This is a genomic window from Burkholderia sp. AU45274 (genome assembly GCF_030482505.1).
Taxonomy (GTDB): domain Bacteria; phylum Pseudomonadota; class Gammaproteobacteria; order Burkholderiales; family Burkholderiaceae; genus Burkholderia.
This window is the reverse complement of the sequence record NZ_JAUJQE010000004.1, coordinates 473,492-500,031: the sequence shown is the minus strand read 5'-3', so window position 1 is coordinate 500,031 and position 26,540 is coordinate 473,492. Positions and strand designations below refer to the sequence as shown.

Genomic DNA, 26,540 nt, shown 5'->3' with positions numbered 1-26,540 from the left:
ACGTGTCATGTGTGGCATCGTCGGCGCGGTCGCGCAACGGGACATCGTCCCGATTCTGATTGAAGGATTGCGTCGCCTCGAGTATCGCGGCTACGATTCATGCGGCGTGGCGACGGTCGTGAACGGCCAGGCGCGTCGCGAACGCAGTGTGTCGCGTGTCGCCGATCTCGACGCGCACGTGCGCACCACCGGCCTGACCGGCAGCACCGGCATCGCGCACACGCGCTGGGCGACGCATGGCGCACCAGCAACCTGCAACGCGCATCCGATCTTCTCGCGCGACGAAATCGCGCTCGTGCACAACGGCATCATCGAAAACCACGAAACGTTGCGCAGGCAACTTTCAGACGCGCACTACGAATTCGACGGTCAGACCGACACCGAGGTCGTCGCGCACCTGATCCACAGCCAGTATCGCGGCGACCTGCTCGCCGCCGTGCGCGCGGCGACATCGCAGCTTCACGGCGCCTACGCGATCGCCGTGTTCAGCAAGCATGAGCCGCAAAGGCTGATCGGCGCGAAGGTCGGCTCACCGCTCGTCGTCGGCTTGAAGGACGGCGAGTGCTTTCTCGCCTCCGACGCACTCGCGCTCGCCGGCATCACCGACCGCTTCATCTTTCTCGAGGAAGGCGACATCGTCGAACTGACGCCGGGCGGCGTGCGCGTACTCGATCGTGGCGGCGCACCGGTCGAGCGCGCGGTACAAACCATTTCCTCCGCGCAGGCCGCGGTCGAGCTCGGGCCATACCGGCATTTCATGCAGAAGGAGATTTTCGAGCAACCGGAGGCCGTGGCCGCGACCATCCCGGACGCGGGGCTGTTCGATCCGGCCGTATTCGGCCCCGACGCCGCGCGAGCGTTCGAGCAGATCGACAACGTGCTGATTCTCGCGTGCGGCACGAGCCACTATTCCGGCCTGACCGCGCGCCGCTGGCTCGAAACGATCGCGCGCGTGCCCGCGCAGGTCGAGATCGCGAGCGAATACCGTTACAGCGACGCACTCGCGATGCCGAATACGCTGGTGGTGAGCGTGTCGCAATCCGGCGAGACCGCCGACACGCTCGCCGCGCTCAAGTACGCGCAGGCGCTGGGCCATATCGACACGCTGGCGATCTGCAATGTGCCGACCAGCGCGATGATGCGGCAGACCGGCCTGCGCTTCCTGACGCGGGCCGGCCCGGAAATCGGCGTCGCGTCGACCAAGGCGTTCACGACGCAACTCGTTGCGCTGTTCATTCTCGCGGTCACGCTCGGCCGGCTGCGCGGCTACGTCGACGATGCGCAGCTCGCGCGCTACACGATGCAATTGCGGCGGCTGCCCGGTGCGCTCGAGGATGTGCTCGGGCTCGAACCGCAGATCGAGCGCTGGGCGGAGGAATTCTCGCAACACGAGAATGCGCTGTTTCTCGGGCGCGGGCTGCACTACCCGATCGCGCTCGAAGGCGCGCTGAAGCTGAAGGAGATTTCGTATATCCACGCGGAGGCGTATCCCGCGGGCGAGTTGAAGCATGGGCCGCTCGCGCTCGTAACGCACACGATGCCGGTTGCCACGATCGCGCCGAACGACGCGTTGCTCGAGAAGCTGAAGTCGAACATGCAGGAAGTGCGGGCGCGCGGCGGGCAGCTTTACGTGTTCGCCGATGCCGATACGCGAATCGACAACAGCGAAGGCGTGTCGGTGCTGCGGATGCCCGATTACTACGGGTTGTTGTCGCCGATCCTGCATGTGGTGCCGTTGCAGCTGCTTGCGTATCACGCGGCGTGTCTGCGTGGCGCGGATATCGACAAGCCGAGGAATCTGGCGAAATCGGTGACGGTTGAGTGAGGGGGCTGGATAACCGAGGCGGACTGGTGAAGGTCCTTGAGGAATCAAGCTGGCCCGCCCTACACGATTCGAACGTGTGACCTACGGCTTAGAAGGCCGAATATGATGCAGCCGCGCAGATTCATGCGATGCGGCTCGACGCGCAGAAAAAGAGCATCGCAAGACAGCTTGCGGAGAATCCGGCGGCGAGTGTCAATTTTGAATCGATCCTGGAACCCGAAGCGCCGGGCATGCGGCGCTATCTGGTCAACGATACGACGTGTGAAGCGCTACTCGAAATCTGTCGTGAGAATCCGAAAGGCATCGGTGCGTATCGTGACGAGCTGGCGTCCCTGTTGCAATCTCTTGAACGGGACGGACAGGAAGGTTCACGCGGCTTCTATCTGACCGGGTGGAACGGCAACCAACCATATGTGGCTGACCGAATCGGCCGTGGCCGTAACCTGCGCGCGGAGGCTGTTTGCCTGTCCGTGCTCGGCTCGACGCAACCGGGCCGAATTGCGGGATACATCCGTGCCGCGACGCAAGGTGGCGCTGCCGACGATGGATTGATTCAACGCTTCGGCCTGTTGGTGTATCCAGACGTCGCAGGCGAGTGGTGCAACGTCGATCGAATTCCCGACAGTGACGCGCAGCGAAAAGCCTTTGCGTTATTCGCGAGGCTTGATGCTGCCGATCCGCTGGGCGACTGGGGAGCCGAAATCGTCACCGGACACGACAATCAACCAGATTTCCGACAGCCGCCTTTCCTTCGACTCGACGAGGCGGCGGCCGAGCACTTTCTCGAATGGCGAATTGCTTACGAGAGCGATCTGCGCAGCGGACATCTGCACCCGGCTGTCGAATCCCATCTCGCGAAGTACCGGAAGCTTGTGCCCAGTCTGGCGCTGCTTTGTCATCTTGCGAACGACGGCAAGGGGGCAATAAGTGATTCCGCGATGCTGCGTGCACTGGCCTGGGCTCATTACCTTCGATCGCATGCCGAACGTGCTTATGCCCTGGGAACCGGTGATGACCTTGACAGTGCAAAGGCGCTGCTCAAGCGTATACGTCATGGTGAGGTGGCTGACCGGTTCACAGCACGCGACATTTATCGTCACCATTGGTCGATGTTGCAAACACCGGAAGATGTTGCCAACGCGCTTAGCGTGCTCGGCGAGTATGGCTGGGTTCGCGGCGTCACCCTAGCAACAGACGGGCGCACTAAAACGGTGTTCGAAATGCACCCGGATACGCAACCATGAATCCGTATCTCGAACGCCTGAAACTGAAAAGGGGTGTACACGCTTCGGTGCCAGAGGTGCCAGAAGGGGTTCATGGCACTTCTGGCACTGCCTCGCCTGATGCTCGTTCTAGTCGCGACGCCGGCGTCGGCTGGCCTCGTGACGAAGAGAGCGGAGCATCGTTTTGCCCTTGGGGGCCGTGCATCACGCTGGAGATGCTAGCGGAGTGGCGGTGCGAACTGCGCATGCTGGTCGCGGAGTTGGCTGCGATCGACAGATGGTCAGCAGAGTACCGCGCCTACATCTTCTACCTGGTTGAGCACCAGCCTTCGCTCTCGACCGTGCGCGACGATCTCACGTGGTTTCGCGACAGGCTGAACGTCGTGCGCAGCCGCGCCGCGCAGGACGTTCAGCAGCAACCACCGCCGGTAATACCACGCTCGGGTACCGGAGGGATGCCATGACAATCAAGACTCGCATCGAGCGACTTGAGGAGACGCTCGCTGTTCAGTCCGTCGAGACGAACGTTACCTATTGCGTGCTGATCTACGATCCTAGCAACCCGCCGGACTTCGACGCGGTTGCGCGAGAACGCGACCTGACTTACGTCGTCTGGTTGCCGGATAACGGCCGTCGCGACCGTGAAAAAAGGGAGGTGCTATGCGGCGAAAATTCACAAACGCCTACCCGGTGAGCGAGGCAACGACTGAACTCGTCGTTTTGCCTGCCCCCCGCGTCAACTTGCACAACCTCGACGCTGTACGCCGAGAAATGGCGAAAGTCTACCGCGACATGCGGACGAACCGGATCGACAGCCAGGACGGCGCGCGCTTCGTCTTCGCGCTGTCGCAGATCGCGAAGATGTTCGAAATGTGCGATCTCGAACAGCGAATCGGCCGACTGGAGCAGTATGCCAGGACGTCCTGATCGGGCATGGCGGCTTTGGCCGCCTTTATAGAACGCAGGTTTCGCTTTCGCAACCAATTCGATCGTCGAGCAGCACGGCGCGCAGTCGGTTCTCAGCTGCGCATCTGGCGCGCTGACAGGGCCTATCAGCGGGGAAGCAGCAGTGGTGCAGCCTCGTGAGGCGTCCAGCCTGTTTCGAAGTTGAAACATTCTCCTCTCGTCAAAGTGCGTTTCGTCACCTTTGAGGCACGGTTTCAATGCGCGAATCGCAAACGCAACGGGTGGCATGCGACTTGCAGCATGGCCAAGACGCGCAGGTGAACGGCTGCACATCACGCTCAGTGAGCCACAAAGATAACCATCGGGCGAACGAACGGCCGGCAAGGTGTCGCGAATTTGTTCGCGGCCGTCTCGCGCGACTGTCTAGGTACGGGGTGACCACCATGCATGACCATCAGTCCTTTATTGCGCAGAGCGCACATGCTGCCGAAAGCAGTACGTCGTCACAGACTCACGACGGCAGCGGCTTCCTCATCATGTTGCTCCTGCTTTATTTTATTCCGGCCATCATCGCGTTTCGCCGGCGTCACCACAACCGAACCGCGATTACAGCGCTAAACGTGCTACTCGGGTGGTCCGTGATCGGCTGGATCGCGGCGTTCGTGTGGGCTCTGACGGCGGTCACCGTTCAAGCGAATGCGAACGGGCCGTGACGACGCATGGAGCATTTAGAGTGAAATGCGCGTCTACTAAAGTAGCCGCATTGGTCGACGTCGAGTCGAGGTCGCTGCTCGACTGCATGCCGGCAGTTATTAAAGCTCGCCGTCGTCGAGGTGGGTATTCGGGGGAAACAATGAAAAAGGCAATGTATATCGTGGGCGGCGGCGCATGCGTTTTTTTAACCGTGTTGCTCATCGTCGGGGCAACGATGTCACCAGAAAGAAGTGCAGCATATGATCAGCAAGCACGGGTTGAAGCAGCATGCGATCAAATGATCGCTGATAGCGCATTGGGGAGTGAGCGCCGGATGACGCGGCAGATGTGTGACCTGATGAAGGAAAAGGCCGCTGAGGATATTCGTAAGTCTCCCTAAGGGGGGAACGCAATGCAATCGAAAATGGGGGCCAACGTCCCCGTTGGTTTCTACAGACCGAACGCCTCCAGCTCCACGTCCATAAGGTGCGGATACAGCGCTGTGAGTCGCGCAATTAGCGCGTCCCGAGGTTCCGGATAGGCGCCACTGAATTCGTTGGGGTTTGACATTCGCGCCGGCTTAGTGCTCAGCTGATACAAGACCCGATCACATCGATGGCCCGAGCGACTTTCGTGCGGACTTTGTCTTGTGTCGGAATGCACAGACGCTTTCGAGCATAGCCTCTCCAATGGTGTCTGGAACGATGTCTGAATAGACTGCTGTAGCTGGAGCCGTCGACCACGACCAAACGACTTTGCCATTCCCGCGATGATCGTCGTAGTAGACGGTTTGTGTTGCAGCAGACGTTCGCTGATCGCAGTTAAACAGCACTAGCGCCTTATCGGACACATATCTCGTGTTGACGTATGTGCCGGGCACATCCAGTGAGTACATGTTGTCCTGTAGAAACCATGCTTTTGCATGGCCGCCAGAGAATGCCACGCTCGTGACGTCAAGTAGGACGGTTGCGGTTCCATCCGAAGATCGGCCGATCTCGACCCAGTTTGCCGCAAACGTGTTGCAGGCCGCGGCGAGAGATATGCAGGCAGTTGCGCCCCGAAGTTGTCCGATCTTCATGTTTCACCCCGTACCCCGTTATCTTTCAAAACGATTGTCTTATTTGCGCGTGCTCTTGGAGGTATCGCACGAGAACATTGACGACGCGGGTTTTGCCGCTATCCAACGTTGCAGTTGGTGGCTGTCCTCGTTGGAATGGGCGACGTCACTTTGCGAAACCGTCAGCAATGTGACGGCAATCATCAAAGCGCGCATGCGTCAATCTGTAACGTCGGCTATCATCCGGCCGAAGTGTGAAGCTTGACAAGTCGTGAGTACCCGAAAAATGTTACCTGCCGTGTTCCGCCCAGTTAATCTTGGCTCACACCTCGCCTAGGTAAGGCATCGACATCGGCTGGGACATCGCCTGCTATTAAGTGGAAGCTCGCTTTGCGGGCACGATGGTTCGCTCCATCGCCATGAATTTTCAAGTTGGGCCCTACGCCCGAACTCTGCCATTTCCGCTCAGCATGTCCGGAGGCCGCCGGCAAATCCTGCGCTCGATTGATTTGGCACCCAATGTTTATGGTACACACTACGGTACACAATGGCCCTGTCGAATTGATGGGACCTTGTCGTATAAGGGGTATGGCGAATTTGCTAGGTTTTGTATCGAGACGCGATCCTGGAATCCACCGAGCGCGGCGCGTGCATTCCAAAACTTGTGTGCGGCACGGTCCTCGCCCCGAATTGATGAAATCAGGTTACATAGCGGTTACATGGAACTCCAGTACGGAGACGTGCGTCGAGGAAGGCAACCGCAGAAGCTTGATCGGACTGGCCCGCCCTACACGATTCGAACGTGTGACCTACGGCTTAGAAGGCCGTTGCTCTATCCAACTGAGCTAAGGGCGGTCGGGGAGAAAAGACACGGCCGGCGCGGGCTGCATTTGATACAAGGCTTCAAGCGGCAGCAAAACCACCAACTCGAAGCCCCGAAACAAAACGGGCCCGGCATGAAGCCAAGCCCGAAATTATACCCGATCATCGCGCCACATCACGCGAGATCGACCTTCGCAGCATCAAACCGGCTGCGGATGCAGCATGAACCAGCCAAGGCAGAACACACCGGCGATCACGCAATACACGCCGAACGAAGCCAGCCGGCCACGCCCTTCGAAGTAGCGCATCAGGAACCGCACGCTCAGATACGCGGCGATCGCCGTCAGCACGCCGCCGAGCAGCGCATCGGCGAGCTGGTCGCGCGCATGGAACAGCTTCGGCAGCTCGAGCACCCCCGCCGCGAAAATGATCGGCGTACCGAGCAGGAACGAGAATTCCGCGGCCTTCTCCGCCGTCAGCCCCGCGGCGTTGCCGGCGATCATCGTCAGCCCGCTGCGCGAGAAGCCCGGAATCAGCGCGCCGATCTGCGCGAGGCCCACGAAGAACGCCTGCTTGAACGTCATCTTCTCCGGAGCCTGATGCGCGCGGCTGCGCTGGATGCGATCGCCGAGCCACAGCAGCACGCCGTTCACGATCAGCGCGACCGCGACGATCCGCAGGTCGTGGAACACGCGTTCGATGCGCTTCTCGAGGAGCAGCCCGACGATGCCGGTCGGGATCGTACCGATGATGAGCGCCCACATCAGGTGCCCGTCGTCGTTCTTGCGGCCGCCGAGCTGCGCGAAGAAGCCGCTGATCAACGCGATCCAGCGCGCGCGGAAATACCACAGCAGCGCCAGCGCGGTGCCGAGGTGCAGCGCGACGAGGAACGGCAGCAGTTGCGGTGCATGCTTGTCGATGTGCATGCCGAACAGCGCCGGCACGAGCAGCGTATGGCCAAGGCTGCTGACGGGGAAGAGTTCGGTGACGCCCTGCAGGACGCTCAGGAATACCAGAAACCAGAGACTCACGCGTCGGTCCTTTTAGTGAAAATTAAGCGGAAAGAGAAGCGGACGACGCGATGCGCGTCCGTAAAAACGCGCCCCGATTATGCCGAGCCCGGATTACTGCGCCAAGGCATTTGGCTGGATATTGCGGCAATGCACACAAACGCTTGCAATTTGTAAGCACTCAGAAAGCAAAAAGCCCGCCATTTGCATGGCGGGCCTTTCGACTTCGGCAGGAATTGCCGTCAGCGGCCGAGCTGATAGAAAAATAATACCGTGCTGCCGGTGAACATGCCGAACAGTGCGATACCCATTGCCATTGCCAGATCCATGGCCCCCTCCACGAAGTGTCATGACCCGGCAACATCACCGGTTTAGAGGCATTATCCCGACCGATGACGGTCTTAAAAACTCGCAATTTCCCGAGAAGGGTTTTCCCCGAGCCGCCACGGCCCGATAATGGAGCGCGCCGTTCCCGTCCACCCGCCCAACCCGATTCGCCATGCCGACCTTCCAGCAACACGACATTCACGAACTTCACGCCGGCCCGTCGCTCGTCCGGGTCGCTCCGCAATTCGGCGGCCGCCTGCTGTCATGGGATGTCGACGGCGAACCGGTGATCTTCTGGCCGGACACGGCCGACTGGAGCAACCTCGCACGCGTGCGCGGCGGCAACCCGCTGCTGTTCCCGTTCCTCGGCCGACACCGCGTCGACGGCGAACTCGGCCGCTGGCGCGACGCCGCCGGCGTGGTGCGCGACCTGCCGATGCACGGGTTCGCGCGCGACCTGCCGTTCGCCGCGCACCCGTCGGCCGATGGCGCCGCGCTGTCGATGACGCTCGACGCGACCGACGCGCTGCGCGCCAGTTACCCGTTCGACTTCCGGTTCGAAACGACCTACCGGCTGGCCGACTCGCACACGCTCGAAGTCGCGCTGACGACGACCAATCGCGGCGACACGCCGCTGCCCTACTACGCCGGCCACCATTTCTATTTCGCGCTGCCGCACGGCGAACGCGCCGAAACCACGCTCGAGCTGCCGCCCACGCACAGTTGCGCGCAGCAGGCCGATGGTTCGATCAGCACCCCCGAGCCGGGCGAAGCCCGCTATCACCTCGACAATCCGGACATCCTCGACCGCTTCCACTGCCTCGACAGCGTGCCGGCCACACCGGTGCGCATCGTGATGCCGGGCCGCCGCCGCACGATCGAGATCGCGCTCGACGTGCCGGGCTCGATCCCGTGGTACGCGGTCACGACCTGGACCGAAAAGCCGGATTCGGACTTCTATTGCGTCGAGCCGTGGCTCGGCCTGCCGGATGCGATCCACAACGGCCTCGGGCTGCGCCTGCTCGCGCCGGGCGCGACCGAAACGGCCACGCTGCGGATTCGCGTCCTTCCGCTCGCCGGCTGATACACCGGCTGATACACCGGCTGATACACCGGCTGATACACCGGCTGATACACCGGCTTGATACGCAGGCTGAAACGCCCTCAGGCAACCCGTGGAACCGGCGCGCCGCAGCCCCGATAAGGGCCCAAACTGCGGTGCGCGGGTCGAACCCGTTAAAATCGGACGTTTTGTGTTGCCTGCCGCGTCACGCGCGGCAGGGTTTTGCGAGGTTCAATGTTCGGAACAACAACGAAGCGACTCTTCGCAGCCGCCTGCGCCGCCCTGCTCGTCGCGTGCGGCTCCGCGCCCGTCGGCCCCGGGTTCTATCGCGTCGAACGCGGCGATACGCTCTACAAGATCGCGCGCGACAACCGCACGTCGGTATCGAGCATCGTGCGCTGGAACCAGATGACGAACCCCGATGCGATCGAAGTCGGCCAGGTGCTGCGCGTCGCGCCGCCGCCCGGCACGACCACGGCATCGACGCCGTCGACCACCGGCACCGGCAGTGCCGGCCGGGCCCGCCCCGCGCCTTCCGCGCCGGTCGAATCGGCCGTCAAGCCGGCCTCGAGCATCGCGCTGATCTGGCCGGCAGCCGGCAATGTGGTCCGCACGTTCGACGGCTCGAAATCGAAGGGCATCGACATCGCGAATTCGCCGGGCACGCCGGTGGTCGCGGCTGCGCCCGGTGTGGTGGTCTATGCGGGTAACGGGCTGCGCGGCTACGGCAACCTGATCATCCTCAAGCACAACGCCGACTACCTGACCGCCTACGCGCACAACCGCGCGCTGCTGGTGAAGGAAGGCCAGTCGGTCACGCAAGGGCAATCGATCGCCGAGATGGGCAACAGCGACAGCGATCGCGTCGCGCTGCATTTCGAGTTGCGCTACGGCGGCCGATCGATCGACCCGTCACGCTACCTGCCGGCGCGCTGAGCACCCGATGGACGACACGCGATGCCGGCACGCATCGCGTGTCGTCGCGGTGAAAACCGGGAAAGGTGATGTCAGCGCTTGCGCAGACGTCCGGTGAACCGGCCGGACAACGGATCGACGTGACGGGCAAACGCTACCAGTACGCCGATTCCGATCAGGCTGAACCCCGCAGCTATCAGAAGCAAATCCATGGTCACACACTGATTTTTTCGTGATCTTATGCGTCATTGTGGAATCGTGCACTGAGCCGAGGCTATTGGACGAGTACGAAGATTCCCTACCCTCAGACGCCATTGTGGATTCGTTTGCGTGAAATCCTGATGTAAGCCGCTCGCGCGACGCCACGTTCGCCCCCCAGGAGACACCTCGATGCTGCCCGCCGCCGACCGCTACGACGACCTGCTCTCCCGCTTCGCGTGGGACGTTCCGGCGCGTTACAACATCGGCGTGGATGTCTGCGACAAGTGGGCGGACGGCAGCGGACGCCTCGCGCTGATCCATGAAACGGCGCAAGGCGACGTTTTTCGGATCACGTTCGACGACTTGAAGAATGCTTCTAACCGGCTCGCGAACAGCTTTGCGCGCGCCGGCCTTCGGCGCGGCGACCGGATCGGCATCTTTCTCGCGCAGGGCCCCGAAACGGCCGTCGCGCACCTCGCCGCATACAAGCTCGGCGCAATCGCGGTGCCGCTCTTCACGTTGTTCGGCGTCGATGCGCTCGAATACCGGCTCGCGAACAGCGAGGCGGCTGCGCTCGTCACCGATGCGGCCGGCTACGCGAAAATCGCGCCGCTGCGCGCCCGGCTGCCGGCACTGCATACCGTCTACTGCATCGGCGACGATGCGCCCGATACGCCCGATGCGCCCGATCAGCCGGGCGTGCTGCGCTACGACGCGGCGCTCGCCGCCGAAACACCCGACTTCGTGCCGGCCGATACGGCCGCCGACGATCCGGCGGTCATCATCTATACGTCCGGCACGACGGGCAAACCCAAAGGCGCGCTGCACGCGCATCGCGTGTTGCTGGGCCACCTGCCGGGCGTCGAGATGTCGCAGCAGTGCTTCCCGCGCGACGCGCGCCTGTTCTGGACGCCCGCCGACTGGGCATGGATCGGCGGCCTGCTCGACGTGCTGCTGCCGTCGTGGCATCACGGCGTGCCGGTGCTTGCGCGCCGCTTCGAGAAATTCGACGGCGACGCGGCGTTCGCGCTGATGGCGCGGCACGGTGTCACCCATGCATTCCTGCCGCCCACCGCGCTGAAGCTGATGCGCACCGTCGCGGCACCGCGCGAACGCTACGCGCTGTCGCTGAAATCCGTCGCGAGCGGCGGGGAATCGCTCGGCACCGAGCTGACGGCCTGGGGGCGCGACGCGCTCGGCGTGACGATCAACGAGTTCTACGGGCAGACCGAGTGCAACATGGTGCTGTCGTCGTGCGCGGCGCTGTTCGATGCGCAGCCCGGCGCGATCGGCAAGGCGGTGCCCGGCCATGCGGTCGCGATCGTCGACGCGGACGGCACGCCGCTGCCGCCCGGCGTCGAAGGGCGCATCGCGGTGCGCCGCCCCGATCCGGTGATGTTCCTCGAATACTGGCGCAACGCCGACGCGACGCGCGACAAGTTCGCCGGCGACTACCTGCTCACCGGCGACACGGGCACGATCGACGCCGACGGTTTCGTGCGCTTCGTCGGCCGCGACGACGACGTGATCACGAGCGCCGGCTACCGGATTGGCCCGGGCCCGATCGAGGACTGCCTGCTCACGCATCCGGCGGTGCGGATGGCCGCCGTCGTCGGCGTGCCCGACGCGACGCGCACCGAGATCGTCAAGGCGTTCGTGGTGCTGAATCCCGGCCACACCGGCGACGAGGCGCTCGTGCAGGCGCTGCAGGCACATGTGCGCACGCGCCTCGCCGCGCACGAGTATCCGCGCGCGATCGCGTTCGTCGACAGCCTGCCGATGACCGCGACCGGCAAGATCGTGCGCCGCGCGCTGCGCGACGCGTAGGCCGGCCGCCCCCCGTGCCGCCGGCCCGGCCGGATGGTTTATAGTGGCGCCACCACGCAGTCTTTCCTAGAAAACGATGTCCTCTGATCACCACTCCGACGCGGGCGCGTCGCCCAGCCCGCTCTATACGAAACTCCTCGGCGAAACCGCCAAGATCGACTGGTGCGATCTCGAACGCTTCTTCGCGCAGGGCAAGCTGCTGTCCGTGGCACGCGACCTCGATCTCGTCAGCGTCGCGGAAGCCGTTGCCGACGACGATGCCGAGCAGGTCACGCGCTGGCTGTCGGCGGGCCTCGTCGTACGCATGCCGGCCGAAACCGCTGCCGATTACGCGGCGCGCAACCCGGAGCTGTGGGCGGTCGTCGTCTCGCCTTGGGTCTGCGTGCAGGAACGCGCCTGACGCGTCCGCCATGTCCGAAGCCGCGTTACCGCACGGGGCCGGCACGGCCGCCGTCACGCACCGGCGTGTCCTCGCGCTCGCGTTCCCGATCGTCCTCGCGAACCTGACCCAGCCGATCCTCGGTGCCGTCGACACGGCCGTCGCGGGCCACCTCGACGGCACGCAGTACCTGGGCGGCGTCGCGCTCGGCGGCCTGTTCTTCAATTTCGTGTTCTGGGGGTTCGGTTTCCTGCGGATGGGGACGACGGGCCTCGTCGCGCAGGCGCATGGCGCCGGCGACGCCGCCGGGATCCGCCTGAACCTGCTGCGCGCGTTGATCGTCGCGCTCGCACTCGGCGCCGCGGTACTGGCGCTGCAGGTGCCGCTGCTGTCATTTGCGCTGTCCGCGCTCGGCGGCAGCGACGCCGTCCGCACCACGGCGCTCGCCTACAGCCACGCGCGAATCTGGAGCGCCCCGTTCGCGCTCGCGAACTACGTCGTGCTCGGCTACCTGCTCGGCATGCAGCGCGTGCGGCTCGCGCTCGTCGCGCAGGTGTTCATCAATGCGGTGAACATCGGCGCCGTGCTGCTCTACGTGTATGGCTTCGGCTGGAGTATCGCCGGCATCGGCGCCGCGACGGCCACCGCGGACGCATGCGGTTTCGCGCTCGGCGCATGGATGCTGTGGCGGCTGCGGCCGCGCGGCCTTGCGCCGATCGCGGTACGCGCACTCGCCGACCGCGTCGCGCTCAAACGGCTGATCGTGCTCAATCGCGACATCTTCCTGCGCACGCTGTGCCTGCTCGGCGCATTCGGCTGGTTCGCGCACCTCGGTGCAAAACAGGGCGATGCGACGCTCGCGGCGAACGCGCTGCTGCTGAATTTCCAGACGTTCATGGCGTACGGCCTCGACGGCTTCGCACATGCGGCCGAAGCGCTCGTCGGCGCGGCGGCCGGCGCGCGCGACCGCCGCGCGTTCCGGCAGGCCGTACGCGTCACGCTGCTCTGGTCGGCGCTCGGCGCGCTGCTGTTCACGCTCGTGTACTGGGCCGCCGGCGGCTGGATCGTCGCGCGCCTGACCGACCAGGCCGAGATCCGCGAAACGGCGCTGCGCTACCTGCCGTGGGCCGCGCTTTCGCCGATCGTGTCGGTCTGGGGCTTCCTGCTCGACGGCGTGTTCATCGGCGCCACGCAGACGCAATCGCTGATGCGTGCGATGGTCGCGTCGTTCTCGATCTTCGTCGTGGCCACGCTCGCCGCCGTCGGCACGTTCGGCAATCACGGCCTCTGGTTCGCGCTGCTGCTGTTCATGGCCGCGCGCGGCGCGACGCTGGCGCGCTACCTGCCGGCGCTGTTGCGGCACATCGGCGCCGATACGCCCGCGGCGCGCGCCTGACGGCGAGCCGAACCAGCCGTTACTGCGTGGGTTTCGGCGGCGGCGCGTCGAGCATCGACGGCGGCGTCATGTCGGTGGGCACGCCGTGATAGTCGGCCGGATCTTCCGGCGGATGGCCGCGACGGGCCTGATGCGGATCGCTGGTACAGCCGGCGAGCAAGGATGCGGCCAGCACGGCCAGCATGAAACGGGTCATCGGGTAGGGCTCCGGAAATCGGCGCGCCCATCGCACGCCGGAACCGCGCCGAGTCTAGCGGAAATCTCGCTTCGGAGTCGTGCCGCGCATGTCCTACTATGTACGCATGGCGCTGTGCCGTGGAAAGGAGGCTGCCATGTCGTCTGAAGAAATTGCCGGCCTGATCGGGCTGTTCGTCGGTCTGATGGTGCTCGTCGCCCTGTCGTTCTTCGAGTCGCGCGAATACAAGCGCAACCATGAAGGCGAAGGGATGATCCACCACTGGATGGCCGAACACCACCTGCTCGACTGGCGGCGCAAGCACTAAGCGCGCCGCTGCCGTCCGGCCCTTCCCCGGGCCGTTCTCGAACGTGCCGTCGCGCGGCACGGTGGTGATCGCGTATCGCCGAAATTAACAGGGTCCGACTCACACACATCGATCAGATGGACGAACGCCGTCGCGCGGCTCGTGCCACGCGACGGCGTTCGCTTGCGCGCGCCCGGGCGAGCGGGCGCGACGCGATTCCGACGGCTCAGCCCAGGAAGTGGCGGGCGTAGCGCGCGTTGATGTCGGACAGGCGGAACAGCGTCAGGAAATCCGCGCAGTTGAAGTCAGGATCCCAGGCCGGCGCACCGCAGATCTTCGCGCCGAGACGCAGGTAACCCTTGATCAGCGGCGGCGGCGCCACGACGGTGCCCGTCTGCAGTTCGTCGACCGGCAGGGCCGTGTGCGGGAACGCGCGATATTCCGGCGCCGTCAGCGAGCCTGCCGACAGCGACTGGTACAGGTTCGCCGCATAGTGGCCGCCGTCGGCCATCGACACGCTCGCGCAGCCGAGCATCGTCTCGTAGCCGTTCTGCATCATGTACGCGCCAAGGCCGCCCCACAGCGCCATGATGACGGCGCCGCTGCGGTAGTCGCTGTGCACGCACGAGCGGCCCACCTCGACCATCTTGCCGCGCAGGTGCGTGAGGCGCGACAGGTCGAATTCGCCTTCGGCGTACAGGCGGCCGACCCGCGCCGCCTGGTGCGGCGGCAGCACGCGGTACGTACCGACGACTTTCAACGTGTCGAGATCGCGAACCAGCAGATGGTCGCAGTACGCATCGAACGGATCGACGTCGAGACCGGAGGGGCCGCTGACCTGCGCGCCCATCTCTTCGGCGAACACGCTGTAACGCAGGCGCTGGGCTTCGCGCAATTCGTCTTCCGTGCGCGCCCACGCGGCGCGCAGGCGATACTCCGATGTGACGGTTTCAGCAGCGCGCGGCAGGTGGCGCCGCGACGTGTCGAGGGGTAGCGAGGCAAAGGGGAGCGTAGGCGTCGGCAGTTCTCGCATTAGGCTTTCCTGGTCGTAAGGAATAGGGCGACATGCCCGCCAATGTAGTAATCGGCCGTGACCGTTATGTGGCACGACCGTGTCCTTTCAATGACGTGTCGCCGAATTGACTTTAGCAGAAAGCTTGCAGAACCGTACGATGAATCCCTTCAAAGCACTTCAGGCGGGCCTCACAGCAGATCGGGCGTCAATACCGCGCGTAATACGGCCTGCCGGCTGCCGTCACGCGTGCGGCTCGCCAGCCACACGATTCCGCCCTTCTTGACGCTCCAGCTGTCGTCGCCGCCGGCGATCAATTGCGCGGCAACGCTGCCGAGCGTCGGCTGGTGCCCGACGATCACGACCGTCGGCGCGATACCTTCCGGCCAGCCGGCCGCCGCCAGCACGTCGTCGACGCTGCCGCCCGGCGCGAGCGCGTCGACCGTCCGGTACTGGTCGGTCAGCGCCTCGACCGTCTGCACGGTGCGGGCCGCCGGGCTCGCGAGGATCACTGCGTTCGTCTCGAGCCGGCCACGCAGCCATTTGGCCATCGCCTGCGCGTCCTTGCGGCCCCGGACGGTCAACTGGCGTGCGAGATCGCTCGTCGCGTAGTCTTCGGCTTCGGCGTGGCGCCACAGGATCAGGTTCATCATGATGTTCTCCTTGCTGCGGCGAGCGGGCCCGCCGATGACCGGGCGAATTGTCGCAAATTGCGGGCGTTTGCCGCCGCGGCATTTACCCGCATATAGGGATTGACCGGGTCAGATGTTCAACGATACAATCTTTGGCTCGTCGGAGCGTAGCGCAGCCTGGTAGCGCATCTGATTTGGGATCAGAGGGTCGTAGGTTCGAATCCTATCGCTCCGACCAAGGAATCAAGGGGTTACGGTTCATACCGTAGCCCCTTTTCCATTTCTGGGCCCTTCAAGCGCCAGCCGGGATTCCCGGTTCGCAGCGCCTCGATTCATTGTAGGGATCAATTGGGGCATCGACGCTACAACGATCCACGCAGCCCTGGGCGGCCATATTTCGAACGTCGGCACAAAGCAAATGGCTTAAGGCCTTGCACTTTCAATGCAGGAAAGGCTGACTGGAACGGATCGGGCGCCCTCCTGGCCGGCCCGTCGAATCACCGACATACGGGCCAACGAGCCATCCGCAGCCCGCATACGGCACTTGCCGGAACACGCGATAATGCGCGTGGACAACCCTGCCTTCGCGCATGAAAAACAACATCCTCAAGACCGCCCTCTGCGCATCGCTGCTCGCGCTCGCGACTGCCGGCACCGCGTCGGCCAAGGCGCTCGACGACGCACTCGACTGCCACTCGACCGGCCACAAATTCGTCGCGCCGCTGCTCGCCGCCGGCGACATCCAGTCGGAGCCGATGCACGTCGAATCGAACTCGGTCAATGCATTCCGCACGAGCCACGCACTGACGGCGTACGGCTTCGGCGTCTATGTCGTGCTCGGATACCAGGCGAACGACCCGATCTTCCGTCCGGGCGACGGCACGCCGATCGGCGACTGGGCCTATGGCGTCGTGGTGCGGGGCACGAAAAGCGCGGTGGAAGAAGCCGTGCGCAAGGCCGGCAGCGACGCGACCGTCAAGCAGGCGTTTCCGTTCCTGACTGCGATCGTCTGCTCGTCGGACTGAGCGGCCGCCAGGACGATGATGCGGCAAGCCTGAGGGGCACCAGCCTGCCTGCCGCCCGGCCGCTCCCCAGCCCCGTTATCGACCTCGCTGCGGCCTCGCTATCGGCCTGTTACGCGCCGGTATACACCACGCGATAAGGGATACCGACCTTCTCCCACTCGGCCGCCTCCTGGCTGAGGCTGTAGTCGGTCAGCGGGTTCTGCTCGACCCACGCGCTCGGCAGGCGCACTTCATACCCGCCTTTCTTCATCTGCGAAACGGAAATGTCCGGCAGCCCGGCATCGGTTCGGCGCCGGCACAGCAGCGCCGCGAGCCGCAGGCAGAACAGCAGCGGCCACTCGACCTCGCGCGCCTGCGACAGCTTGCCGAGCTTGCCCGCGTGACCGAGCACGAGCGCGGCGAGGCGCGCCTGGTCGGTGCGCGAAAAACCCGGCATGTCCGCGTTGCTCGCAATATAAGCCGAGTGCTTGTGATACGCGCTGTGCGAGATCGACAAGCCGATCTCGTGCAACGCGGCCGCCCAGCCGAGGAACATCCGCCCTTCCTCGCGCGCCTCTTCGTCGGCTTCCTCGAGCTCGTCGTAGAAACGCCCCGCCAGCGCGCCGATCCGCTCGGCCTGCGCACGATCGACACCGTAGCGGCGCGTGAAGCCCTCGACGGTCACCGCACGCATGTCCTCGTGCTGCGTCCGGCCGAGCAGGTCGTACAGCACGCCGAGGCGCAGCGCGCCGTCGGTCGTATCGACGTAGTCGACACCGAGTTCCTCGAACACCGCGAGCATGATCGCGAGGCCGCCCGCGAGCACCGGCACGCGATCGGGCTTCAGCGCGATCAGCTTCAGCCGGTTGACGTTCTCCGACTTGATCAGCGCACGCTTGAGCCGCTCGAGGCCGCCGCGCGAAATGCCGTGCGTGATGCCCGGATCGTTGAAGCCGTTTGCCTCGACGAGTTCCGCGAGCGCACGCGCGGTGCCCGACGAGCCGATCGCCTGGTCCCAGCCGGCCTTCTTGTACTCGCTCGAAATGATCTGGATCTCGCGCTTGGCCGCGAGCTCGGCCTGCCGCATCGTGTATTCGTCGACGTTGCCGGCCGGGAAGAAGGTGCGGCTATGGCTCACGCAGCCGATATAGAGGCTCTCCATCACGATCGGCGTGTAGTGCGAGCCGATGATGAATTCGGTGGAGCCGCCGCCGATGTCGACGACGAGCCGCTTGCCCGCGCTCGCCGGCACCGAGTGCGCGGCGCCCGCATAGATCAGCCGGGCTTCTTCGCGGCCCGCGATCACTTCGATCGGGAAACCCAGTGCCGCTTCGGCTTCGCCGAGAAATTCGCCCGCGTTCTTCGCGACGCGCAGCGTGTTGGTCGCCACCGCGCGCACGTGATCGGGATGGAAATCGCGCAGGCGCTCGCCGAACCGCTTGAGCGCTTCCCAGCCACGCTCCTGCGACGCGCGATCGAGCATCTTGTCGCTCGACAGGCCCGCGGCCAGCCGGACGGGCTCGCGCAGCGCGTCGACGGGATAGATCTGGCTGCCCGCCGGCGTTTCCTCGACACGTCCGACGATCAGCCGGAAGCTGTTCGAGCCGAGATCCACGGCAGCCAGCAAGTGGGGGGTTGTAACCATCAGAAGGGGGCTCCGTGCGCGTTCACCCGAGGCGGCCTGTGCGGCAACCGCGGACGATCAATCAAAGGCGACATTTTAAGCGTGGAACGCTTGCCATTGCCACGCTTCACGGGCATGCACACTGCTCGATTGCATATAGCCGAAACATTTATGAGACGAAACGGTTACAGCGTAGAATTTCCCGATATAAATACATCATTGTCATTCGCACGTCATCGTACCGTGAGAGTTTCCGAGCGTCCTTTCGAATCATCGCCCGAATCCCCCCCTACTCTGCCGATGTCCGTCCGTTATCCGCTTCTCAATCGTGAACTCGGCATCCTCGGTTTCAACGAGCGCGTGCTGGCCCAGGCCGCTGATCCGCAAGTCCCGTTGCTCGAGCGCCTTCGCTTCATCTGCATCACCAGCAGCAACCTCGACGAATTCTTCGAAGTCCGGATGGCCGGGCTGCAGGAGCAGATCCGCGACAACCCCGGCGCACTGACGCCCGACGGCATGTCGTTACAACATGCTTACGACCTCGTCGTCGAACGCGCGCAGCGGCTCGTCCATCGACAGTACACGATGCTGCACGAAACCGTGCTGCCCGCGCTCGAACAGGAAGGCATCTACTTCCACGCGAGCGACACGTGGAACGACGAGCAGCTCGAATGGGCGCGGCACTACTTCCTCGACGAGCTGCTGCCCGTGCTCACGCCGATTGGCCTCGATCCCGCCCATCCGTTCCCGCGCGTGCTGAACAAGAGCCTGAATTTCGTCGTCGAGCTCGAAGGCCGCGACGCGTTCGGACGCCAGGCCGTGATGGGCATCGTGCAGGCGCCGCGCGCGCTGCCGCGCGTCGTGCGCATGCCGCACGCACTGTCGGGCTTCGAGCACGGCTTCGTGCTGCTGAGCTCGTTCATGCAGCGCTTCGTCGGCGAACTCTTCCCGCAGCTGAGCGTGAAGAGCTGCAACCAGTTCCGCATCACGCGCAACAGCGAGCTGTTCGTCGACGAGGACGAAATCACGAACCTGCGCGTGGCGCTGCAGGGCGAACTGCCCGCGCGCCACCTCGGCAATGCAGTGCGCCTCGAGGTGTCGGCCGACACGCCGCCGCACATCGTGCGCCGCCTGCTCGAGGAAAGCGAACTCGGCGAGAAGGACTGCTATCGCGTGGCCGGATCGGTGAACCTCGTGCGGCTGATGCAGATTCCCGATCTCGTCGACCGTCCCGACCTGAAGTTCACGCCGTTCACCGCGTCGACGCCGTCCGCGATCACGAACGCGCCGACGATGTTCGACGCGATCGACAACGGCGACATCCTGCTGCACCACCCGTACGAGAGCTTCCAGCCGGTGCTCGAGCTGCTGCAGCAGGCCGCGAAGGATCCGAGCGTCGTCGCGATCAAGCAGACGATCTACCGCACCGGCACCGATTCGCCGCTGATGGACGCGCTGATGGAAGCTGCGCGCAACGGCAAGGAAGTGACCGTCGTCGTCGAACTGCTCGCGCGCTTCGACGAGGAAACCAACATCAACTGGGCGTCGCAGCTCGAAGCCGTCGGCGCGCATGTCGTGTACGGCGTGGTCGGCCACAAGTGCCACGCGAAGATGATGCTGATCGTGCGGCGCGTCGTGCAGGCCGGCAAGGCGTCGCTGCGCCGCTACGTGCACCTCGGCACCGGCAACTACCATCCGCGCACGGCACGCCTCTACACCGACTTCGGCCTGATGACGGCCGACCAGAAGATCTGCGAAGACGTCCATCACGTGTTCCAGCAGCTGACCGGCATCGGCGGCGAACTCACGCTGCACGAGCTGTGGCAGTCGCCGTTCACACTGCATCCGCGCATCATCGATTCGATCCGCGCGGAGATCGACAATGCGCGCGCCGGCAAGCGCGCGCGCGTCGTCGCGAAGATGAACGCGCTGCTGGAGCCGACGGTGATCGCCGCGCTGTACGAAGCGTCGCAGGCCGGCGTCAAGGTCGACCTGATCGTGCGCGGTGTCTGCGCGCTGAAGCCCGGCGTGCCGGGGCTGTCGGAAAACATCACCGTGCGCTCGATCGTCGGCCGCTTCCTCGAGCACCACCGGATCTACTACTTCCACGCGAACGGCGCCGAGGAGGTCTATCTGTCGAGCGCCGACTGGATGGACCGCAACCTGTTCCGCCGCGTCGAAGTCGCGTTCCCGATCCGCGATCGCAAGCTCAAGCGGCGCGTGATCGCCGAGGGCCTGTCGGTGTGCCTCGGCGACAACCAGTCGGCGTGGCAGATGCACAGCGACGGTCACTACCGCCGCCGCCGCGCCGGCAAGACGATCCGCAACGCGCAACTCGGGTTGCTCGCGAAGTTCTGCTCCTGAAGAATCGGCCGCGCGGCACAAGTCGCGCGCCGCGTCGCTCCCAATAAAAAACGCAGCCGACTGGCTGCGTTTTTTATTGCGGAGCCGGCCTACCTCCGCTCACCGAACGAGCGACGGATACCGTTACGCGATCATGCCTCGTAAGCGGCCGGCCGGATCGCGATGATGCGCGAGCCCGGGAAGCGCGCGGTGAACGTGCTGCCGCGCCCTTCCTCGCTCTGCACGTACAGGTGCGCGTCATGCCGCTGCAGCACGTGCTTGACGATCGCAAGGCCGAGCCCCGTGCCGCCGGTGTCGCGCGAACGGCTGCGGTCGACGCGATAGAAGCGCTCGGTGAGCCGCGGCAGGTCGGCGGCCGGAATCCCGAAGCCGCTGTCGGTGACGGAAAACACGCCCTGCGCGCCCTCGCGCCGCCACGTCACGACGATCTTGCCGCCTTCCGGCGTATAGCGGATCGCGTTCGTGACGAGGTTCGCGAACGCGCTGAACAGCTCCGTCTGCGCGCCGGTGACGCCGAGCGTCTCGTCGATCGAGAACGCGATGTCGTGATGCCCGTTCGACAGCGTCTGCGCGTCCTCCTTCAGATGGTCGAACACGGCCCGCATGTCGATCGCGCGATCGAGCGGCGGCTTGCTCTCGCCTTCCAGCTTCGCGAGCACCAGCAGGTCAGTCACGATGTGCCGCATCCGCGAGGCCTGCTGCTCCATCATGTCGAGATAGCGCGCGCGGTCTTCCTCGTTCAGCGGCAGCTCGCGCATCGTCTCGAGGAACCCCGACAGCACGGTGAGCGGCGTCTTCAGCTCGTGCGACACGTTCGCGACGAAGTCACGCCGCATCGCGTCGGTCCGCTCGAGCTCGGTGATGTCCTGCGTGAGCAGCAGCTTGCGATTCTCGCCGTACGGAAACACCTGCACTTCCAGCACGTTCTGCCGCGAATCGCCCATGCCGCGCATCACGAGCGTCTCCTCGTAATGCTGCGCGTTCAGATAGCGGACGAACTCGGGATGGCGCACCAGGTTGGTGATGTGCTGGCGCAGGTCGCGCTTCGCGTCGAGGCCGAAATGGACCTCGGCGATCGCGTTGCACCACTCGATCTGGTCGTGATCGTCGAGCATCGCGACACCGTTCGGCGACGCCTGGATCGCCTGGATGAAGCGCGAATGCTGCTGCTCGACCTGCCGCACCTGCGCATGCCACTGCTTCGCGAGCTTGTGCAGACGATAGTAGATCTCGCCCCAGATGCCCGGCGCGCTCGGCACCTCGCCATAGACGGGTGCATCGAGCAGTCGCCACAGACGCTGCGTATGAAAGGTGCTGAAAAAGCCCTGCGCGACCAGCATCACGACCACGAACACGAGGCCCGCGGTCGGGCCGGCGAAGACGCCGACCAATACGCCGATCAGCACGAGCAGCACGAGCGACACCAGAAAGCGCGCCCAGATGATGTTCATGATTCAGCGCCCGAAAGAATGAACGGCATGCCGTGGCACACGGCATGCGTGGATACGTTACGCGTGCTTGGCGAGCCGGTAGCCGCTGCCGCGCACGGTCTCGATCATCGCATCGCAGCCGGCCGGTTTCAAGGCCGCGCGCAATCGTTTGATGTGCACGTCGACGGTGCGCTCCTCGACGAATACATGGTCGCCCCACACCTGGTCGAGCAGTTGCGTGCGGCTGTGCACGCGCTCCGGATGCGTCATGAAGAAATGCAGCAGGCGGAACTCCGTCGGGCCGAGATCGAGCTTGATCTCGCTGCCTTCCGCGTGCGCGGCGACGCGATGCGTGGCCGGGTCGAGGCGCAGCCCGTTGATCGACACGACGTCCTCGGTCAGCTGCGGCGCGCGACGGCGCAGCACGGCCTTGATCCGCGCCATCAGCTCCTTCGGCGAGAACGGCTTCGTCACGTAGTCGTCCGCGCCGATTTCAAGGCCGAGCACCTTGTCCTGCTCATCGCCACGTGCGGTCAGCATGATGATCGGGATGTGCTTGGTCCGTTCGTTGTTGCGCAGGTCGCGCGCGAACGCAATGCCGGACTTGCCCGGCAGCATCCAGTCGAGCAGCACGAGATCGGGCAGCACGTCGCTGATCAGGTTCTGCGCCTGTTCGGCGTTGTACGCCCGAATCGGGCAGTGACCGGCGTGCTGGAGATTCACCGAGATCAGTTCGGAAATCGCGGGCTCATCTTCAACGACGAGAATGTTGCTGGGCATCGGCACCTCTGTTCTTCCTTACGGAGTCGATTAACTGTTGGCTTCGCGATCGAGCGTGTCGCGCGGCTGGTGCCGCACGTCGGTGCCCTTCACGATGTAGATGATGAATTCGGCGATGTTCTTCGCGTGGTCGCCGATCCGCTCGATCGCCTTCGCGATGAACAGGTACTCGAGGCCCACCGAGATCGTGCGCGGATCTTCCTGCATGTACGACACGAGCTTGCGCACGAACGCACGGAATTCCTGGTCGATTTCCTTGTCGTCCTTGACGATCTGCGCGGCGGCCACGGTATCGAGACGCGCAAACGCGTCGAGCGCGCGGCGCAGGATCGTCACGGCCATCTCGCCCGACACCTTGATCTCGGCGATGTTGACCGTGCGCGCGGCCGGCTCGTCGACCAGGCGGCGCACGCGCTTCGCGATCTTCTCGGCCTCGTCGCCTGCACGCTCGAGGTTCGTAATCGTTTTCGAAATCGACATCAAAAGGCGCAGGTCACGCGCGGCAGGCTGCCTCCGCGCGATGATGTTGCCGCACTCCTGGTCGATGTCGACTTCCATCGTGTTCAGGACTTCTTCGTTCGCGATCACCTTCTCGGCCGCATCGCGATCGAATTCGTTCAGCGCGTGCATCGCGCCGACGATCTGCGACTCGACGAGCCCGCCCATTTCCAGCACTTTCGACGACACCGCGTTGAGATCGGCGTCGAACTGGCTCGACAGATGTTTATCCGACATGGCTGTTGTTCTCCGTCATCAGCCGAAGCGGCCGGTGATGTAGTCTTCCGTTTCCTTGCGCACCGGCTTGATGAAGATCTTTTCGGTCTCGCCGAATTCGATCAGCTCGCCCAGGTACATGTAGGCCGTGAAATCCGAGCAGCGTGCGGCCTGCTGCATGTTGTGCGTGACGATCACGACCGTGTAGTCGCTCTTGAGCTCCGCGATCAGCTCTTCGATGCGGCCCGTCGAGATCGGGTCGAGCGCCGAGCACGGTTCGTCGAGCAGCAGCACTTCCGGACGGATCGCGATGCCGCGCGCGATGCACAGACGCTGCTGCTGGCCGCCCGAGAGGCCGTAGCCGCTCTGGCTCAGCTTGTCCTTCACTTCGTTCCACAGCGCGGCCTTCGTGAGCGCCCACTCGACGCGATCGTCCATTTCCGAGCGGGTGAGCTTTTCGAACATCTTCACGCCGAACGCGATGTTGTCGTAGATCGACATCGGGAACGGGGTCGGCTTCTGGAACACCATGCCGATCCGCGCGCGCAGCAGCGAGATGTCGCGCTTCGTCGTCAGCAGGTTCTCGCCGTCCATCAGGATTTCGCCTTCGGCGCGCTGCTCCGGATAGAGCGCGAACATCTTGTTGAACGTGCGCAGCAGCGTCGACTTGCCGCAGCCCGACGGGCCGATGAACGCCGTCACCTTCCCTTCGGGAATGCTCAGGTTGATGTTCTTCAGCGCGTGGAACTTGTTGTAGAAGAAGTTGAGGTTGTTGACCTCGATCTTCGCGTTCAGCGGCTCGAGCGGACGGCCGTGCGCCGCGTCGTGCGTGCCGGCGGGCGCAGCGGTGCGCTCGACGGGATTCAGGTGGCTTTCTGCCATATTCATCGGATTGCTCCGCCGTTACTTTTTCGAGAAGATCGAGCGCGCCAGGATGTTGAGTCCAAGCACCCCGAGCGTGATCAGGAACACGCCCGCCCATGCGAGCGACTGCCATTCCGCGAACGGGCTCATCGCGAACTTGTAGATCGTGACGGGCAGGTTCGCCATCGGCTGGCTCATGTCGACCGAGAAGAACTGGTTCGACAGCGCGGTGAACAGCAGCGGCGCCGTTTCGCCGGCGATCCGCGCGACGGCGAGCAGCACGCCCGTGATGATCCCGCCGACCGACGCGCGCAGCGTGATCTTCAGCACCATGCGCCACTTCGGCGTGCCGAGCGCGAAGGCCGCTTCGCGCAGCGCGTTCGGCACGAGCTTCAGCATGTTCTCGGTCGTGCGGATCACGATCGGAATCTGCAGCAGCGCGAGCGCGATCACGCCTGCCCAGCCCGAGAAGCGCCCCGACTTCGCGACTACGATCGCGTACACGAACAGGCCGATGACGATCGACGGCGCGGACAGCAGGATGTCGTTGATGAAGCGGATCGTGCTCGCCAGCAGGTTCTTCTGGCCGTATTCGGCGAGATAGACGCCCGCCAGGATGCCGATCGGCGTGCCGACCAGCGTGCCGAAACCGCACAGCAGCAAGCTGCCGACGATCGCGTTCGCGAGACCGCCGCCTTCCGTGTTCGGGGCCGGCGTCGATTCCGTGAACAGTTGCAGCGACAGGCCGCCGACGCCGAGATGCACCGTCGTGTAGAGAATCCACACGAGCCACAAGAGGCCGAATGCCATCGCACCGAGCGACGCGGCGAGCGCGATCGCGTTGATGGCCTTGCGCTTGCGCTGCAGGCGGTTGCGCATCGCGTCGAGCACGGCGCCGTCCGGACCCGGGAAATTCATGATGGGCTCGCTCATTTCTTGCCCTCTCCCTTCTCGAGACGAAGCAGCAGCAGTTTGGAGATGGTCAGCACGATGAACGTGATCACGAACAGGATCAGGCCCAGCTCCATCAGCGCGGACGTATGCAGGCCCGGCTGCGCTTCCGCGAATTCGTTCGCGAGCGCCGACGTGATGCTGTTGCCCGGCGCGAACAGCGACACGCTGTCGAGCAGGTTCGTGTTGCCGATCACGAAGGTCACGGCCATCGTCTCGCCGAGCGCGCGGCCGAGGCCGAGCATCACGCCGCCGATCACGCCGGTCTTCGTATAGGGCAGCACGACCTTCCACATCACTTCCCAGGTCGTGCAGCCGATCCCGTACGCCGATTCCTTCAGCAGCACGGGCGTGACCTCGAACACGTCACGCATCACCGATGCGATGTACGGGATGATCATGATCGCGAGGATCACGCCGGCGGCCAGGATGCCGATACCGATCGGCGGGCCGGCGGTCAGCGGGCCGAGCACCCACACGTCCTTGAACAGGCGGCCGATCGGCTTCTGGAAATATTCCGCGAAGATCGGCGCGAACACGAGCAGGCCCCACATGCCGTACACGATCGACGGAATCGCGGCGAGCAGCTCGATCGCGATGCCGAGCGGGCGGCGCAGCCACACGGGCGACAGCTCGGTGAGGAACAGCGCGATGCCGAAGCTGACCGGCACCGCGATGACGAGCGCGATGACCGACGTCACGATCGTGCCGTAGATCGGCACGAGCGCGCCGTAGATGTCCGAGTTGGGATCCCACTCGGATTGCCACAGGAAGCCGAGGCCGAACTTCTGGATGGTCGGCATCGACGCGATGATCAGGGAAACGATGATCCCGCCGAGCAGCAGCAGGGTCACGATGGCGGCAAGCCGTGCGAGACCGCCGAATACGACATCCCCGAGGCGGCTCGGCGCGCGTTGCTGCGCAACGTCGGCGGACCGTGAGGACGTATAGGAAATATCAGACATGGGTGCCTGCTTTTGATTGCCGGGCGCCGTAACGCCCGGCTTTACCGCACACACTGCCCGACCGGCACGGCCGG

Annotated in this window: 27 protein-coding genes, 3 tRNA genes and 1 pseudogene; 17 read left to right on the top strand and 14 right to left on the bottom strand. The window is 64.4% G+C overall.

The genetic code is table 11. The features are described from left to right. Positions 1-7: 7 nt before the first annotated feature. On the top strand, positions 8-1,825 hold the full coding sequence (glmS, locus tag QZM35_RS18210; protein ID WP_089425068.1) for a glutamine--fructose-6-phosphate transaminase (isomerizing): 1,818 nt from the start codon (positions 8-10) through the stop codon (positions 1,823-1,825). 50 nt (positions 1,826-1,875) lie between these two features. Here the strand turns inward: glmS and QZM35_RS18205 are convergent. Next, a tRNA-Arg gene (locus tag QZM35_RS18205) sits at positions 1,876-1,954 on the bottom strand. Here QZM35_RS18205 and QZM35_RS18200 point away from each other — a divergent pair. From QZM35_RS18200 to QZM35_RS18175, 6 genes and pseudogenes are all read left to right on the top strand, one after another. Further along, positions 1,933-3,069, top strand: a pseudogene (locus QZM35_RS18200) (DUF3987 domain-containing protein); the annotation flags it as partial. The gene QZM35_RS18205 and the pseudogene QZM35_RS18200 sit on opposite strands and share 22 nt — an antisense overlap. Then, a complete protein-coding gene (locus QZM35_RS18195; protein WP_143329821.1) occupies positions 3,066-3,512 on the top strand; it encodes a hypothetical protein in 447 nt (148 codons plus the stop codon). The pseudogene QZM35_RS18200 and the gene QZM35_RS18195, both read left to right, overlap by 4 nt. After that, positions 3,509-3,742 carry a hypothetical protein gene (locus QZM35_RS18190; protein ID WP_143329820.1) on the top strand — a complete coding sequence of 78 codons (234 nt, stop codon included), beginning with the start codon at positions 3,509-3,511 and terminating at the stop codon, positions 3,740-3,742. The genes QZM35_RS18195 and QZM35_RS18190 overlap by 4 nt, the downstream gene beginning before the upstream one ends. Then, complete coding sequence (locus tag QZM35_RS18185; protein ID WP_089430892.1) at positions 3,709-3,975, top strand: hypothetical protein; 267 nt, start codon at positions 3,709-3,711, stop codon at positions 3,973-3,975. The genes QZM35_RS18190 and QZM35_RS18185 overlap by 34 nt, the downstream gene beginning before the upstream one ends. Before the next feature lie 422 nt (positions 3,976-4,397). Continuing rightward, positions 4,398-4,667 carry a superinfection immunity protein gene (locus QZM35_RS18180; RefSeq protein ID WP_089431385.1) on the top strand — a complete coding sequence of 90 codons (270 nt, stop codon included), beginning with the start codon at positions 4,398-4,400 and terminating at the stop codon, positions 4,665-4,667. A 140-nt stretch (positions 4,668-4,807) separates the two neighbouring features. Then, entirely contained in the window at positions 4,808-5,047 is a 240-nt protein-coding gene (locus QZM35_RS18175; RefSeq protein WP_143329819.1) for a hypothetical protein, read from the top strand. 207 nt (positions 5,048-5,254) lie between these two features. Here the strand turns inward: QZM35_RS18175 and QZM35_RS38180 are convergent, their stop codons facing one another. The 3 genes from QZM35_RS38180 to QZM35_RS18165 form a co-directional block, all read right to left on the bottom strand. Beyond that, a complete protein-coding gene (locus tag QZM35_RS38180; protein ID WP_367620792.1) occupies positions 5,255-5,725 on the bottom strand; it encodes a surface-adhesin E family protein in 471 nt (156 codons plus the stop codon). 757 nt (positions 5,726-6,482) lie between these two features. Next, positions 6,483-6,559 (bottom strand) — tRNA-Arg (locus tag QZM35_RS18170). A gap of 167 nt (positions 6,560-6,726) precedes the next feature. Further along, positions 6,727-7,557, bottom strand: a complete 831-nt coding sequence (locus QZM35_RS18165) for an undecaprenyl-diphosphate phosphatase (RefSeq protein ID WP_039347620.1) — start codon at positions 7,555-7,557, stop codon at positions 6,727-6,729. Between the two features lie 478 nt (positions 7,558-8,035). Between QZM35_RS18165 and QZM35_RS18160 the strand changes: the two genes are divergently transcribed. The 6 genes from QZM35_RS18160 (at position 8,036) to QZM35_RS18135 (ending at position 13,644) form a co-directional block, all read left to right on the top strand. Next, positions 8,036-8,947 (top strand): aldose epimerase, encoded by a 912-nt coding sequence (locus QZM35_RS18160; protein ID WP_301776551.1) that lies wholly within the window; start codon positions 8,036-8,038, stop codon positions 8,945-8,947. Positions 8,948-9,160: 213 nt separating this feature from the next. Next, entirely contained in the window at positions 9,161-9,862 is a 702-nt protein-coding gene (locus QZM35_RS18155; RefSeq protein WP_089430890.1) for a peptidoglycan DD-metalloendopeptidase family protein, read from the top strand. A 68-nt stretch (positions 9,863-9,930) separates the two neighbouring features. Continuing rightward, entirely contained in the window at positions 9,931-10,077 is a 147-nt protein-coding gene (locus QZM35_RS18150) for a hypothetical protein (RefSeq protein WP_174935323.1), read from the top strand. 154 nt (positions 10,078-10,231) lie between these two features. Then, positions 10,232-11,869 carry an acyl-CoA synthetase gene (locus QZM35_RS18145; protein WP_301776550.1) on the top strand — a complete coding sequence of 546 codons (1,638 nt, stop codon included), beginning with the start codon at positions 10,232-10,234 and terminating at the stop codon, positions 11,867-11,869. Positions 11,870-11,945: 76 nt separating this feature from the next. Beyond that, positions 11,946-12,269 carry a DUF2288 domain-containing protein gene (locus QZM35_RS18140; RefSeq protein WP_174975779.1) on the top strand — a complete coding sequence of 108 codons (324 nt, stop codon included), beginning with the start codon at positions 11,946-11,948 and terminating at the stop codon, positions 12,267-12,269. Between the two features lie 10 nt (positions 12,270-12,279). Then, positions 12,280-13,644: an MATE family efflux transporter gene (locus tag QZM35_RS18135; protein ID WP_301776549.1), complete on the top strand. Its 1,365-nt coding sequence runs from the start codon at positions 12,280-12,282 to the stop codon at positions 13,642-13,644. Positions 13,645-13,663: 19 nt separating this feature from the next. Here the strand turns inward: QZM35_RS18135 and QZM35_RS18130 are convergent, their stop codons facing one another. Then, on the bottom strand, positions 13,664-13,840 hold the full coding sequence (locus QZM35_RS18130; RefSeq protein ID WP_089425013.1) for a hypothetical protein: 177 nt from the start codon (positions 13,838-13,840) through the stop codon (positions 13,664-13,666). 136 nt (positions 13,841-13,976) lie between these two features. Here QZM35_RS18130 and QZM35_RS18125 point away from each other — a divergent pair, with 136 nt between their 5' ends. After that, entirely contained in the window at positions 13,977-14,147 is a 171-nt protein-coding gene (locus QZM35_RS18125) for a hypothetical protein (RefSeq protein WP_171026759.1), read from the top strand. A 205-nt stretch (positions 14,148-14,352) separates the two neighbouring features. Here QZM35_RS18125 and QZM35_RS18120 read toward each other — a convergent pair whose 3' ends face one another. Both QZM35_RS18120 and sixA read right to left on the bottom strand, forming a co-directional pair. Continuing rightward, the gene (locus tag QZM35_RS18120; protein WP_011351620.1) at positions 14,353-15,159 is read right to left on the bottom strand and encodes a GNAT family N-acetyltransferase; all 807 of its coding nucleotides are present in this window, start codon (positions 15,157-15,159) and stop codon (positions 14,353-14,355) included. A 170-nt stretch (positions 15,160-15,329) separates the two neighbouring features. Beyond that, positions 15,330-15,791 carry a phosphohistidine phosphatase SixA gene (gene sixA / locus QZM35_RS18115; RefSeq protein ID WP_174975777.1) on the bottom strand — a complete coding sequence of 154 codons (462 nt, stop codon included), beginning with the start codon at positions 15,789-15,791 and terminating at the stop codon, positions 15,330-15,332. 140 nt (positions 15,792-15,931) lie between these two features. On the opposite strand from sixA, the gene QZM35_RS18110 reads away from it, so the two are divergent. Continuing rightward, positions 15,932-16,008, top strand: a tRNA-Pro gene (locus QZM35_RS18110). Positions 16,009-16,360: 352 nt separating this feature from the next. Beyond that, entirely contained in the window at positions 16,361-16,795 is a 435-nt protein-coding gene (locus QZM35_RS18105) for a hypothetical protein (RefSeq protein ID WP_089425010.1), read from the top strand. Positions 16,796-16,904: 109 nt separating this feature from the next. On the opposite strand, the gene ppx is transcribed toward QZM35_RS18105, so the two are convergent. Beyond that, the gene (gene ppx, locus QZM35_RS18100; protein WP_046545374.1) at positions 16,905-18,419 is read right to left on the bottom strand and encodes an exopolyphosphatase; all 1,515 of its coding nucleotides are present in this window, start codon (positions 18,417-18,419) and stop codon (positions 16,905-16,907) included. Positions 18,420-18,698: 279 nt separating this feature from the next. Between ppx and ppk1 the strand changes: the two genes are divergently transcribed. Continuing rightward, a complete protein-coding gene (ppk1, locus tag QZM35_RS18095; protein ID WP_174975776.1) occupies positions 18,699-20,762 on the top strand; it encodes a polyphosphate kinase 1 in 2,064 nt (687 codons plus the stop codon). 131 nt (positions 20,763-20,893) lie between these two features. Here the strand turns inward: ppk1 and phoR are convergent, their stop codons facing one another. Genes phoR through pstC form a run of 6 tightly spaced genes read right to left on the bottom strand, consistent with a single transcriptional unit; the run spans position 20,894 to position 26,466 of the window. Beyond that, positions 20,894-22,213 (bottom strand): phosphate regulon sensor histidine kinase PhoR, encoded by a 1,320-nt coding sequence (gene phoR / locus QZM35_RS18090; RefSeq protein WP_089425008.1) that lies wholly within the window; start codon positions 22,211-22,213, stop codon positions 20,894-20,896. Positions 22,214-22,270: 57 nt separating this feature from the next. After that, on the bottom strand, positions 22,271-22,972 hold the full coding sequence (gene phoB, locus QZM35_RS18085) for a phosphate regulon transcriptional regulator PhoB (RefSeq protein WP_027787869.1): 702 nt from the start codon (positions 22,970-22,972) through the stop codon (positions 22,271-22,273). A 30-nt stretch (positions 22,973-23,002) separates the two neighbouring features. Further along, positions 23,003-23,707, bottom strand: coding sequence for a phosphate signaling complex protein PhoU (gene phoU / locus QZM35_RS18080; protein WP_089425007.1), 705 nt, complete (start codon positions 23,705-23,707; stop codon positions 23,003-23,005). Between the two features lie 18 nt (positions 23,708-23,725). Beyond that, complete coding sequence (gene pstB, locus QZM35_RS18075) at positions 23,726-24,574, bottom strand: phosphate ABC transporter ATP-binding protein PstB (protein WP_089425006.1); 849 nt, start codon at positions 24,572-24,574, stop codon at positions 23,726-23,728. A gap of 15 nt (positions 24,575-24,589) precedes the next feature. Further along, entirely contained in the window at positions 24,590-25,483 is an 894-nt protein-coding gene (gene pstA / locus QZM35_RS18070; protein WP_089425005.1) for a phosphate ABC transporter permease PstA, read from the bottom strand. Further along, a complete protein-coding gene (gene pstC, locus QZM35_RS18065; protein WP_089430885.1) occupies positions 25,480-26,466 on the bottom strand; it encodes a phosphate ABC transporter permease PstC in 987 nt (328 codons plus the stop codon). The genes pstA and pstC overlap by 4 nt, the downstream gene beginning before the upstream one ends. Positions 26,467-26,540: the final 74 nt, after the last annotated feature.

What these genes read in the sequence shown, in the direction of transcription:
- glmS (WP_089425068.1), top strand. Translation starts at nt 8, where the DNA reads ATGTGTGGCATCGTCGGCGCGGTCGCGCAACGGGACATCGTCCCGATT.
- QZM35_RS18195 (WP_143329821.1), top strand. Translation starts at nt 3,066, where the DNA reads ATGAATCCGTATCTCGAACGCCTGAAACTGAAAAGGGGTGTACACGCT.
- QZM35_RS18190 (WP_143329820.1), top strand. Translation starts at nt 3,509, where the DNA reads ATGACAATCAAGACTCGCATCGAGCGACTTGAGGAGACGCTCGCTGTT.
- QZM35_RS18185 (WP_089430892.1), top strand. Translation starts at nt 3,709, where the DNA reads ATGCGGCGAAAATTCACAAACGCCTACCCGGTGAGCGAGGCAACGACT.
- QZM35_RS18180 (WP_089431385.1), top strand. Translation starts at nt 4,398, where the DNA reads ATGCATGACCATCAGTCCTTTATTGCGCAGAGCGCACATGCTGCCGAA.
- QZM35_RS18175 (WP_143329819.1), top strand. Translation starts at nt 4,808, where the DNA reads ATGAAAAAGGCAATGTATATCGTGGGCGGCGGCGCATGCGTTTTTTTA.
- QZM35_RS38180 (WP_367620792.1), bottom strand. Translation starts at nt 5,725, where the DNA reads ATGAAGATCGGACAACTTCGGGGCGCAACTGCCTGCATATCTCTCGCC.
- QZM35_RS18160 (WP_301776551.1), top strand. Translation starts at nt 8,036, where the DNA reads ATGCCGACCTTCCAGCAACACGACATTCACGAACTTCACGCCGGCCCG.
- QZM35_RS18155 (WP_089430890.1), top strand. Translation starts at nt 9,161, where the DNA reads ATGTTCGGAACAACAACGAAGCGACTCTTCGCAGCCGCCTGCGCCGCC.
- QZM35_RS18150 (WP_174935323.1), top strand. Translation starts at nt 9,931, where the DNA reads ATGTCAGCGCTTGCGCAGACGTCCGGTGAACCGGCCGGACAACGGATC.
- QZM35_RS18145 (WP_301776550.1), top strand. Translation starts at nt 10,232, where the DNA reads ATGCTGCCCGCCGCCGACCGCTACGACGACCTGCTCTCCCGCTTCGCG.
- QZM35_RS18140 (WP_174975779.1), top strand. Translation starts at nt 11,946, where the DNA reads ATGTCCTCTGATCACCACTCCGACGCGGGCGCGTCGCCCAGCCCGCTC.
- QZM35_RS18135 (WP_301776549.1), top strand. Translation starts at nt 12,280, where the DNA reads ATGTCCGAAGCCGCGTTACCGCACGGGGCCGGCACGGCCGCCGTCACG.
- QZM35_RS18130 (WP_089425013.1), bottom strand. Translation starts at nt 13,840, where the DNA reads ATGACCCGTTTCATGCTGGCCGTGCTGGCCGCATCCTTGCTCGCCGGC.
- QZM35_RS18125 (WP_171026759.1), top strand. Translation starts at nt 13,977, where the DNA reads ATGTCGTCTGAAGAAATTGCCGGCCTGATCGGGCTGTTCGTCGGTCTG.
- QZM35_RS18120 (WP_011351620.1), bottom strand. Translation starts at nt 15,159, where the DNA reads ATGCGAGAACTGCCGACGCCTACGCTCCCCTTTGCCTCGCTACCCCTC.
- sixA (WP_174975777.1), bottom strand. Translation starts at nt 15,791, where the DNA reads ATGATGAACCTGATCCTGTGGCGCCACGCCGAAGCCGAAGACTACGCG.
- QZM35_RS18105 (WP_089425010.1), top strand. Translation starts at nt 16,361, where the DNA reads ATGAAAAACAACATCCTCAAGACCGCCCTCTGCGCATCGCTGCTCGCG.
- ppx (WP_046545374.1), bottom strand. Translation starts at nt 18,419, where the DNA reads ATGGTTACAACCCCCCACTTGCTGGCTGCCGTGGATCTCGGCTCGAAC.
- ppk1 (WP_174975776.1), top strand. Translation starts at nt 18,699, where the DNA reads ATGTCCGTCCGTTATCCGCTTCTCAATCGTGAACTCGGCATCCTCGGT.
- phoR (WP_089425008.1), bottom strand. Translation starts at nt 22,213, where the DNA reads ATGAACATCATCTGGGCGCGCTTTCTGGTGTCGCTCGTGCTGCTCGTG.
- phoB (WP_027787869.1), bottom strand. Translation starts at nt 22,972, where the DNA reads ATGCCCAGCAACATTCTCGTCGTTGAAGATGAGCCCGCGATTTCCGAA.
- phoU (WP_089425007.1), bottom strand. Translation starts at nt 23,707, where the DNA reads ATGTCGGATAAACATCTGTCGAGCCAGTTCGACGCCGATCTCAACGCG.
- pstB (WP_089425006.1), bottom strand. Translation starts at nt 24,574, where the DNA reads ATGAATATGGCAGAAAGCCACCTGAATCCCGTCGAGCGCACCGCTGCG.
- pstA (WP_089425005.1), bottom strand. Translation starts at nt 25,483, where the DNA reads ATGAGCGAGCCCATCATGAATTTCCCGGGTCCGGACGGCGCCGTGCTC.
- pstC (WP_089430885.1), bottom strand. Translation starts at nt 26,466, where the DNA reads ATGTCTGATATTTCCTATACGTCCTCACGGTCCGCCGACGTTGCGCAG.